This is a genomic window from Microbacterium sp. CCH5-D1 (genome assembly GCF_001557335.1).
Classification (GTDB): domain Bacteria; phylum Actinomycetota; class Actinomycetes; order Actinomycetales; family Microbacteriaceae; genus Microbacterium; species Microbacterium oxydans.
In genome coordinates, this window is record NZ_LSJW01000018.1 from 1 (window position 1) to 225 (window position 225).

A 225-nucleotide genomic window follows, 5' to 3' on the forward strand; every position below is an offset into this window, starting at 1 on the left:
CGGTTCCGACTCCTGCGAGCGAGCCATTGGGTTTGGCGTCGAGTGTGTAGAGCAGCGGGGCGTCGGCGACGGGGGTGAAGGTGGCGCCGTTGTCGGTGCTGAGGAGCAGTCCTTCTTCCGCGGCGGCGTAGAGACCGTCGCCGGTGGCGGCGAGGTCTGCCGCGGCAAGTGTTGCGCCGCGGGTCCATTCGAGACCGTCGTCAGTGCTGATGAGCAGATCGACGC

General features: G+C 68.0%; 1 pseudogene. It reads right to left on the bottom strand.

The features are described 5' to 3' along the window. Positions 1 to 225, bottom strand: a pseudogene (locus tag AX744_RS20460) (F510_1955 family glycosylhydrolase); the annotation flags it as partial.